The sequence below is a fragment of the Aeromonas sp. R1-1 genome (assembly GCF_040908495.1).
Lineage (GTDB): Bacteria > Pseudomonadota > Gammaproteobacteria > Enterobacterales > Aeromonadaceae > Aeromonas > Aeromonas veronii.
Map to the genome: position 1 here is coordinate 1 of NZ_JBFODV010000073.1, position 9,097 is coordinate 9,097.

A 9,097-nucleotide genomic window follows, 5' to 3' on the forward strand; every position below is an offset into this window, starting at 1 on the left:
CCAGCCTCGGGGCCCGTCGCCCGCTGCTGCTGACCGACAAGGGGGTCAATGCCACCGGCCTTGCCACCCTGCTGGCCAATGTGCTGGCCGAGGGGGAGCTGCCGGTCGCCGCCATCTGGGACGAGATCCCGGCCGACTCTTCCACCGCCGTGGTGGAGCGGATCGCCAAACGCTATCGCGAGCTCGACTGCGACAGTCTGGTGGCGCTGGGGGGCGGCTCGGTCATCGACACCGCCAAGGCAGTCAACATTCTCACTTCCATGGGGGGTGAACACCTGCTCGACTACTCGGGCGCCGGTTGCCTGACCCGTCCCCTCAAGCCGCTGGCGGTGGTGCCCACCACGGCGGGCACAGGATCAGAAGTGACATTGGTTGCAGTGATCAAGGATGAGGCGAGCGGGCGCAAGGTGCCCTTCACCTCCCCCTTCCTGCTGCCCCAGCTGGCGGTACTCGACCCGCGCCTGACCCAGGGACTGCCTCTCAATATCACTGCCGCCACCGCCATGGACGCCATGACCCACGCTATCGAGGCCTTTATCGGTACCGCCAAGAACCCGGTGAGCGATGCGCTGGCCCTGATGGCAGTGGAGAAGATCGCCAGCGCCCTGCCGCAAATCATCCACGACCCGCAAAACAAACAGCTGCGGCTGCAACTGGCGGAAGGCTCCACGCTGGCTGGGATGGCTTTTTCCAACTCTATGGTGGGGCTGGTGCACGCCCTCGGCCACAGTCTGGGAGCCCGCTGCCATCTGCCCCACGGGCTGTGCATGAACCTCTTTTTGCCCACCGTGCTCGACTACAACCGCCCCGAGGTGGATAGCGAGTTGGCCCGGCTGCTGTTGCCGCTGGTGGGGGCAGAGCGCTTTGCTGCCACCCCGCCCCATCAGCGGGCGGAGGCGACCATCACAGCCATTCGCACCCTGCGCGACACCTTGTGGCAAGCGGTCAAGCTGCCGCGCACCATGAGCGAGGCAGGGGTAAGCGATCGCTCGCTACTGACCGAGATCCGCGATCTGGCGGTCAACGACGGTGCCCTGCTGTTCAATCGCAAGGACGCCGACCGTGAGCAGTTACTCACCCTGCTGGAGCGGGCATGGGCCTAACCCGCAACCTCACAAATAAACTGGAATGGCGCATCGGGATGGTGCGCCAACAATGAAAAGAGCCGCTCAAAATCTCCTTGGTTATCTTGGTTGTGGCTGTACCAAATAGCCCCTGTATCCCCCATCCATAAAGAGATTTTCTTGGCCAACAAGAGTCGAATTTTTCTATTTTTCCCTGCCGTTTCAAACAAAGCTTTGAGTTCAGGGCATGATGCATCGGAAATCGCAATCTGCCGCAGATCCGGGCTTTTCTGACTTTGAGTCAACACCTTCCGGGTAACTTTCAACATTACCGTGTCCATTTTTACCTCTTCTGAACTTGCTGATTATCGCCACATCGATTCGTGCCAAGATAAAAGTCAGAGAGCAAGAGCTGGCTCAATAATCCTGATAACAATCGATACATCATCCACTATCTGTTCTATACCTTGGCTAACAGTTATGTTGTGCCGAGAGACCCAACTTTATGCCAGAGGTGCCCACCATGAGCGACATCATCCATCAGGCCAATCAGCAGCAGTTCATCTGTATGGTGGAGGGGAAAGAGTCGAGACTGCGCTACCGGCGGCTCGATGCCAAGACCATCGACGCCTACAGCACCTTCGTGCCCCCCGAGCTGCGGGTGCAGGGGATTGCCGATCAGCTGGCGCGCGCCTTCTTCAACTGGACTCAGGCGGAGGGGCTCACTATAGTGCCGAGCTGCCGCTACATTGATGTCTGGTTACGCCGCAATGCCAACAACTGAACCTCTGAACTCCGCCCTCGAACAGCAATTCCAAGCCAAAACAGAAGCCCTGCTGCGGGCCGATCCGCAGCGGATGGCCTGCCTGCAAGCCGCGGCCGAGCTCAATCTGCCCGACTGGGCGCTGGGAGCCGGTTTTATCCGCAACCTCATCTGGGATCACCTTCACCACAAGGCGGCGCCCACCCCGCTCAACGATATCGACCTTATCTACCTCGATAGCAGCGACCCGCAAGGGCTGGCCGAGACGGCGCATGAAACCTGGCTGGCAAAGCGGCTGCCAGGTCAGCAGTGGGAAGTGCGCAATCAGGCCCGCATGCACACGCGGCAGCTGGTGGCGCCGTTTGCCAGCAGCCTTGAGGCGCTCAGCCACTGGGTCGAAGTGCCCACCTGCATCGGCGTGCGCCTCACCCGAGATGGCGAGTTCGAGTGGCTTGCCCCCTACGGCTTTACCATCAACTGGTCGCTGCAAGTGAGTGCCAACCCCAGATGTCGTCAGGACAAACAGATTTTTACCCAGCGCATCAAGGAGAAACGCTGGCAGGCTATCTGGCCTGACCTTCAGGTAAACTGGCCATAACCTGATTGCAATCTTTCGATAACCTTGGGCACACTAGGGGAAAAGCTGGTTGTAACTCAATGGGTTAAATAATGCGCGACTTCTTCTCTCTCGAACGCTGGCTACCGGGCCTCGCCGCCCTGCTGCATTACCAGCGCGCCTGGTTGATGCCAGATCTTCGCGCCGGACTCTCGGTGGCGGCAGTGGCGCTGCCCGTCGCCATCGCCTATGCCGAGCTTGCCGGGGTGGGTGCCATCGTCGGCCTCTACTCCTGCATCCTGCCCATGCTGGTCTATGCCCTGTTTGGCACCTCCCGCCAGCTGATCGTCGGCCCTGATGCCGCCACCTGTGCGGTCATCGCCGCTGTGGTAACGCCGCTGGCCGCAGGCGACCCCACCCGTCACTGGCAACTGGTGATGACCATGACCGCCATGACCGGCTTCTGGTGCCTGATTGCCAGCCGCTTCAAGCTGGGAGTGCTGGCGGACTTTCTCTCCCGCCCCATCCTGATGGGGCTGCTCAATGGTGTGGCCATCACCATCATGGTGGGCCAGCTCTCCAAGATCTTCGGCTTCACCTTTAGCGAACGTTACCTCATCGAGCGGATCGCCAGCGGGGCCACCTATATCACCCAGACCCATCTGCCCACCCTGGCCATGAGTCTGGTGGCTCTGCTCACCCTGCTGCTGGCCAAGCGCTACAAACCGGCATGGCCCTCCTCCATGGTGGCCATGGTGGTGACCGCTGCGCTGGTGTGGGGCTTTAATCTCGGCCAGTTTGATATCGCCACCCTGGGGACGGTGGGCTCCGGCCTGCCCGCGTTCCAGATGCCGGAATTTCCCCCCGGTCTGATGCGGGAGCTGGTGCTGCCCGCCCTTAACCTGGCCATGGTGAGCTTCGTCTCCATGATGCTGACCGCCCGCAGCTTTGCCGCCAAGAACGGTTACGAAATCGACGCGGACAAGGAGTTTCGGGCCCTCGGCATGGCGAACCTCGCCTCCGCGGTCTCCCAGGGTTTTGCCATCAGCGGCGCGGATTCACGCACCGCGGTCAACGATGCCAACGGCGGCAAGAGCCAGCTGGTCTCCATCATCGCAGCGGCGGTGATCGCCCTCATCACCTTCTATCTGACGGCGCCGCTCAAATATATTCCCACCGCCGCCCTCGGGGTGGTACTGGTGATGGCCTCCTTGTCGCTCACCGATTTTCGTGGCCTCTGGGCCCTGCGCCACTCCGATCGCTCCGCCTTCTGGCTGGCGCTAGTCACCTTTATCAGCGTGCTCACCATGGGAGTGATCCCCGGGATCACCCTCGCCGTGTTGCTGGGGCTGTTCCAGTTCCTGCGCAATGTGATGCGCCCCACCGACCAGCTGCTTGGCATGGATGACGAGGGGGTGGTGCGCACCCTGGGGGATAACGAACAGGCCAAGGCGATCCCGGGTATTCTGGTCTATCGCTTCAACTCGCCGCTCACCTACTTCAATGCCCCCTATTTCAAGCGCCGGGTGCTGGCCCTGCTGGTGCAGGATCCCCGAGCCCCCAAGTGTCTGGTGATCGATGCGGTCACCTGCTTCACCCATCAGGACATCAGCGTGATGAGCATGGTGGGAGAGCTGCACAAAGAGCTGAAACGGCGCGGCATCCATATGGTGATGGCGGGTCGCCACGGTCAGATGACTCACTGGTTAAAGCAGGCGGGCGTGCGGGTAGGCGATGAGGGGATCATCCTCTGCCCCGACATGTATCAGGCGCTGCGCCTGACCCGCTGCTATCGCGAGCCGGTGTTCAAGGATGATGCGGTGGTGGAGAGCACCACAGATGCCATCCGCTCCAACTGGCCGCAGGATGATGCCCTGCCCGACTCGGCGCGCCTCACCCTGCCAAGCGAACAGGAGGCGGGCGCCACGCCTGCCTGATCCCCTGGCCGATGCAATCCTGCACAAGGATTGCACCGGCCTTGGCCTTGGTGTTAAATGCGCCCCCAGAGGGCACTCCCCCGTGCCCTCCCAGCTGTTGGACATGCCATGCAATCTCAATCCCACGCAGGCCCGGGTACCCTCTTTGCGCTGACCTGGCCGCTCTTTATCGATCTCGCCCTGCACTTTCTGACCGGCGCCCTCAACACCTTCATGGTGGGTCACGTCTCCTATCAGGGAGTGGCCGCGCTGGCGGTCGGCAATCAGGTGTTCGATCTCGCCATCACATTGTTCAGCTTCGTCAGCATCGGTACCAGCGTGGTGATCACCCAGTATCTGGGGGCGGGCGATCGGGAGAAAAGTCGGGTGGTGATCCACACCGCCATCGGCTTCAACCTGCTGATCGGTCTGGTGGCCGCCATCGGCGTGATGGCGGGGGCCAGCACCATGCTGGCGCTGATGAACCTGCCTGCCAATCTGATGAGCGACGGGACGCTTTACTTGCAGATCATCGGTCTCTGCCTGTTACCGGAGGCCGCGGCCCTCTGTCTGGCTGCCACCCTGCGCGCTCACGGCCACACCCGTCAGGCGATGTATGTGACCCTGATCGTCAACCTCATCACCTTCGTCGGCAACCTGCTGCTGCTCTACGGCTGGTTCGGCCTGCCCCAGCTTGGCGTCGCCGGTGTCGCCATCAGCACGGTCGCGGGCCGACTGGTCGGCGTGGTGCTGCTGGTGTGGCTGGTAGCCCGCAAGACCGGCATTCAACTGGTGGTGCGCGATATCGTCCACCCCAGCCGGGAGATGCTCGGCAAGGTACTCCATATCGGCCTGCCGGCGGCGGGGGAGAACCTCTCCTGGATGCTGCAGTTTATGGTGGTGACAGCCTTTGTCGGACTGCTGGGGGACAAGGCGCTGGCGACCCAATCCTACTTCTTCCAGATCTGCCTGTTTATCCTGCTGTTTGGCCTCTCCATCGGCCTTGGCAACGAGATCATCATCGGCCATCTGGCGGGAGCAAGACAGTTCGATCGCGCCTATCAGCAGCTGCTCAAGAGCCTCAAGCTGGGGTTGGCAGTTACCTGCGTCATCGCCGTGGCGGCGGCCCTCAATGGCCGCACAATCATCAGCCTCTTTACCGATGATGCCGACATCATCACCCAGGTGGCGCAGCTGTTTCTTATCAGCCTTATCCTCGAGCCCGGGCGCACCTTCAATCTGGTGGTGATCAACGCCCTGCGGGCCACCGGGGATGCCCGTTTCCCCCTCTACATGGCGTTGCTCTCCATGTGGGGAATTGCCGTGCCACTCTCCTATTTCCTCGGTATCATGCAGGGTTATGGACTGGTCGGTATCTGGCTGGCGCTGGCCTGCGACGAGTGGGTGCGCGGTCTGGCCATGTTCTGGCGCTGGCGCAGTCGTCGCTGGCAAAACAAAATTCTTGTTGAAACAAAAGCGGAATCACAATGAAGAAGATAGGACTCTTGCTGGCTGCCATCCTGCTCAGCCCCCTGGCCATGGCACAAACTGCCCCTGCCGCTCCCAAGGCTCAAGCCACCCAGACCTGGTATGTGGCCCCCATCGCCATCGATGAAACCAGCGACGCCCAGAAGGCGCTGACCAAGGACTTCATGGCCCAGATGATCAAGACCATCAAGATCAACGAGTACCAGACCGGCAAGGCGGTGGGCAACACCAAGAAGCCCAAGTGGCTAATCCGCACCAAGCTGATCCCCGCCAGCAACGAGCCGCTGGTCGGCAAGAAGCACCCGCAGGGTCTCACCTACGGCAAGGGCAATCCGACCCAGGAGATCGTCGGCGAGCTGTTGATGAACGGCACCCTGGTGGCCCACATCGGCCAGGGCTGGCGCGAGCCTATCGTCCCGGGCACGCCGGTGGCTGACAAACTCTCCATCGCCAACTATCGCTACGCCATCGGGGATCAGGCCAAGTCGGCGGATCTGGAAGAGCTGGCCGCCCAGATTGGCTTTGAAGCGGGCAAGGTGATCCACCGCGATGGCAAGCCGCTACCCGAGAAGAAAAAGAAAAAAGAGCAGGCGGACGAAGAGAAAGAGTAACGTTGCCTGCATCCATAAAAGGGGCCAGTCGGCCCCTTTTTTGATCCTGCACCCTCACGCCAACCCTGCCCCTGTTGTGACTTGTCGCACAGTTTGGCTCACCATTCAGATTGACAAATCACTTATCTTGTTTTGATTCAACAAGTTATAAATATCCCGCCGAATACCCCAAATCATTGCCCCCAAATCCGATCAGGATCACATTTATCCCCGGCACTAAGGGGTAGCTTTGGTCTTACAGGCACAATCAAACGAAACCAAGGAGGCTCCATTACATGTTCCCAGAGTACAGAGAACTTATCTCGAAACTGAAGAGCAGTGATGTCCATTTCCAGAAGAAGTTTGACTTGCACAACGACCTGGATGCGGAGATTAGAAAGTTGGAAAAGCATCACGCCAGCGACTATAGCGCCGAGGTGAGAGATCTGAAAAAACAGAAACTCAAACTGAAAGAGGAGATATACGACATCCTCAAACAACATCCACAATAGATGCCTCGAAGAATATGCGGATAAGCAATTTATCCCCCAGCCCGGCCCACGCGCCGGGCTTTTTGTTGTTTCAGTCAATTAGTTGACACCCGAGCCTACCGATCTTGCCGGTAGTTTGTTACATTTTTCCCTTGGAATTCAGGGAATAACGGTGATGATAACATGAGCAGAAAACGATCTTTTTATCATCTCTTGCTGCTTTGCCTGTTCGCATTGAGCCACCCCCTGCAGGCTCAGGAGCCTGAACTGGAGCTGTGGCACTCCCAGCAAGCCGGTTACGTGATCGACGAGGTGATCGCCCGCTTCAATCAGGAGGGGAACCACAGAGTGCGCGTCACCCAGATTGAGCCGGGCAAGATCAAAGCGGATCTCCTGCTGGCAGCTCAGGCCAGGGGGCTGCCCGATCTGATGCTGATCCCCTCCGATTTTATCGGCCTCTATCGCCAGATGACCCTCGCTCCCCTACCGGCCGAGTGGTTTTCCCCCGCGCTGATGGCCAGCGCCTTGCGTTATGTCACCCTGGATCGGCAACGCTGGGGCATGCCCATGATGCAGGGCAACCATCTGATGCTGTTTTACAACAAGGCGCTGGTCTCGACTCCAGTGACCCAATGGCAGCAACTGACTGCTATCACCCCGGCCCTCAAGACCAAGGGGGTCTACCCCGTCAGCTGGCCCTATCACGACATGTACTACTTCGCCGCCTTTTTACACACCTTTGGTGGCTCGCCGGTAACCGAAGGGCGCATCACCCTCGACAGCCCGGCCATGGTGCAGGCGCTGGAGGCCTATCGCACCGTCGCCAGCGAACAGTGGGTCGATCCCGAGTGTGACTATGATACCGCCCTCGCCCGCTTCAATGAGGGCAAGAGCGCCTACCTCATCAATGGGGACTGGGCCTTCAACGATCTGGTGAAGAACATGGGGGATAAGCTGGGCGTTGCCCTGCTGCCCCGCTGGCAAAGCCATCCCATGCACTCCATGAGCGGCGCCTACGTGATGGGAGCCTCCCGCGGGGCGATGGACGATGAGGATCGGCAACCCGTCATCAAGGCATTGATGGCCTTTATCCAGCGTCAGGATATTCAGCAGTCCATCTATCATCAGGGGGCGCTGCTGCCGGTCAATCAGCAGGCTTTTACCGCCATCAGCCGCCGTCCCACGCCTCAGGAAAAAGTGCTGCTGGAACAGTTCACCCTCAGCACCCCCATGCCCTCCGACAGCGCCATGTCCATCGCCTGGCAAGCGATGGAGAAAGGGTTCGAGCGCTTTAAAGAGGGGATCAGTGCCGCCGACACCGCCCGTTATATGCAGCAGCTGGCCGATCAGCAGTACCGGCAGGTCAAAACACCATGAAACATCGCACCTTTCGGCTCGGCCCGACCCTCATCATCATCCTGTTCACCGTCGCCTTGCTGCCGGCACTGCTGGCCAGCACTGTGCTGCTGATCCGCCAGCACCAGATCATCGCCCAGAGCGAGCAGTCGCAGCTGGAGCGGGCCCTCACCAGCATGACCCGCGAGGCCCGCTTTCGCAGCGAGCTGATCGGCACCCAGCTCAATCAGCTCAGCCAGGATCGGGTGCTCCATCAGGCCCTCGACAACTTTCTCTTCTCCAGCCATGCCCGGCTGGCGCTGGCCACCTTTGTCAAATCCAACAGCCTGCTCACCTCGGCCTACCTCATCGATGACAAGGGGCTGGTGGTGGAGTACATCAATGGCCAGGCCTCCCACCTCGAATCGAGCGACCTGATGCCGCAACTGATGGCCTGGGGCAAGACCCGCGAGGCGAAACAGGGCAAGCATCTGCTGCTGCCCGTCGATGATCCCGTGCTGGTCGACGACATGGAGCAAAACCGCAGCGGCGGGCTGGCGCTGGTAGCCCCCATCTATCGCAACCACCAGCGAGCAGGGGTGATGCAGACCCCTTCCGGCTTCGTAATGGCCATTCTCCCCTGGCGGCAGATGGCCCAGTTGCTGGAACCCTATCTCAAGGGAAGCGAATATCTGGTGATCTCCCAGGGCGAGAACCGTCTCTACGAAGGGGCTCACCAGAGCGCCAACGCCATGGATGACAGGGAGCCAAGCAAGATGGCGCAGCCCCTGGCCATTGGCTGGCCCCAGCTGGAGCAGGAGATCACCCCCACCATCACCCTCTACAGCTACAGCAATGACAGGGTCAGCGAGCTCAATAAATCCCAGCAGTTGC

The 9,097-nt window shown here is 60.2% G+C and carries 9 protein-coding genes and 1 pseudogene; 9 read left to right on the forward strand and 1 reads right to left on the reverse strand.

Translation table 11 applies throughout. The annotated features are described in order from the left end of the window. On the forward strand, positions 1 to 1,103 hold a 1,103-nt coding region (locus AB5Y92_RS04255), incomplete at its 5' end, for an iron-containing alcohol dehydrogenase (RefSeq protein WP_368225696.1). On the opposite strand, the gene AB5Y92_RS04260 is transcribed toward AB5Y92_RS04255, so the two are convergent. Continuing rightward, on the reverse strand, positions 1,100 to 1,393 hold the full coding sequence (locus AB5Y92_RS04260; RefSeq protein ID WP_368225698.1) for a hypothetical protein: 294 nt from the start codon (positions 1,391 to 1,393) through the stop codon (positions 1,100 to 1,102). The genes AB5Y92_RS04255 and AB5Y92_RS04260 overlap by 4 nt on opposite strands. A gap of 194 nt (positions 1,394 to 1,587) precedes the next feature. Here AB5Y92_RS04260 and AB5Y92_RS04265 point away from each other — a divergent pair, with 194 nt between their 5' ends. The 8 genes and pseudogenes from AB5Y92_RS04265 to AB5Y92_RS04300 all read left to right on the forward strand — a co-directional run. Next, a complete protein-coding gene (locus AB5Y92_RS04265; protein ID WP_005337747.1) occupies positions 1,588 to 1,848 on the forward strand; it encodes a GNAT family N-acetyltransferase in 261 nt (86 codons plus the stop codon). Further along, positions 1,835 to 2,425, forward strand: coding sequence for a nucleotidyltransferase family protein (locus AB5Y92_RS04270; RefSeq protein WP_368225700.1), 591 nt, complete (start codon positions 1,835 to 1,837; stop codon positions 2,423 to 2,425). Before AB5Y92_RS04265 ends, AB5Y92_RS04270 begins: the two co-directional genes overlap by 14 nt. A 71-nt stretch (positions 2,426 to 2,496) precedes the next feature. Further along, complete coding sequence (locus AB5Y92_RS04275) at positions 2,497 to 4,320, forward strand: SulP family inorganic anion transporter (RefSeq protein WP_368225702.1); 1,824 nt, start codon at positions 2,497 to 2,499, stop codon at positions 4,318 to 4,320. A gap of 108 nt (positions 4,321 to 4,428) precedes the next feature. Next, positions 4,429 to 5,790, forward strand: coding sequence for an MATE family efflux transporter (locus AB5Y92_RS04280; RefSeq protein WP_368225704.1), 1,362 nt, complete (start codon positions 4,429 to 4,431; stop codon positions 5,788 to 5,790). Beyond that, positions 5,787 to 6,398, forward strand: coding sequence for a hypothetical protein (locus tag AB5Y92_RS04285; protein ID WP_005337761.1), 612 nt, complete (start codon positions 5,787 to 5,789; stop codon positions 6,396 to 6,398). The genes AB5Y92_RS04280 and AB5Y92_RS04285 overlap by 4 nt, the downstream gene beginning before the upstream one ends. Positions 6,399 to 6,673: 275 nt before the next feature. After that, a complete protein-coding gene (locus tag AB5Y92_RS04290; RefSeq protein WP_005337763.1) occupies positions 6,674 to 6,889 on the forward strand; it encodes a YdcH family protein in 216 nt (71 codons plus the stop codon). Between the two features lie 162 nt (positions 6,890 to 7,051). Next, positions 7,052 to 8,245: an extracellular solute-binding protein gene (locus AB5Y92_RS04295; protein ID WP_368225706.1), complete on the forward strand. Its 1,194-nt coding sequence runs from the start codon at positions 7,052 to 7,054 to the stop codon at positions 8,243 to 8,245. Next, positions 8,242 to 9,097 (forward strand): annotated as a pseudogene (locus AB5Y92_RS04300) (sensor domain-containing diguanylate cyclase); the annotation flags it as partial. The gene AB5Y92_RS04295 and the pseudogene AB5Y92_RS04300, both read left to right, overlap by 4 nt.

Excerpts from the sequence above, each read along its gene's own strand:
- AB5Y92_RS04260 (WP_368225698.1), bottom strand. The coding sequence starts at position 1,393 with ATGTTGAAAGTTACCCGGAAGGTGTTGACTCAAAGTCAGAAAAGCCCG.
- AB5Y92_RS04265 (WP_005337747.1), top strand. The coding sequence starts at position 1,588 with ATGAGCGACATCATCCATCAGGCCAATCAGCAGCAGTTCATCTGTATG.
- AB5Y92_RS04270 (WP_368225700.1), top strand. The coding sequence starts at position 1,835 with ATGCCAACAACTGAACCTCTGAACTCCGCCCTCGAACAGCAATTCCAA.
- AB5Y92_RS04275 (WP_368225702.1), top strand. The coding sequence starts at position 2,497 with ATGCGCGACTTCTTCTCTCTCGAACGCTGGCTACCGGGCCTCGCCGCC.
- AB5Y92_RS04280 (WP_368225704.1), top strand. The coding sequence starts at position 4,429 with ATGCAATCTCAATCCCACGCAGGCCCGGGTACCCTCTTTGCGCTGACC.
- AB5Y92_RS04285 (WP_005337761.1), top strand. The coding sequence starts at position 5,787 with ATGAAGAAGATAGGACTCTTGCTGGCTGCCATCCTGCTCAGCCCCCTG.
- AB5Y92_RS04290 (WP_005337763.1), top strand. The coding sequence starts at position 6,674 with ATGTTCCCAGAGTACAGAGAACTTATCTCGAAACTGAAGAGCAGTGAT.
- AB5Y92_RS04295 (WP_368225706.1), top strand. The coding sequence starts at position 7,052 with ATGAGCAGAAAACGATCTTTTTATCATCTCTTGCTGCTTTGCCTGTTC.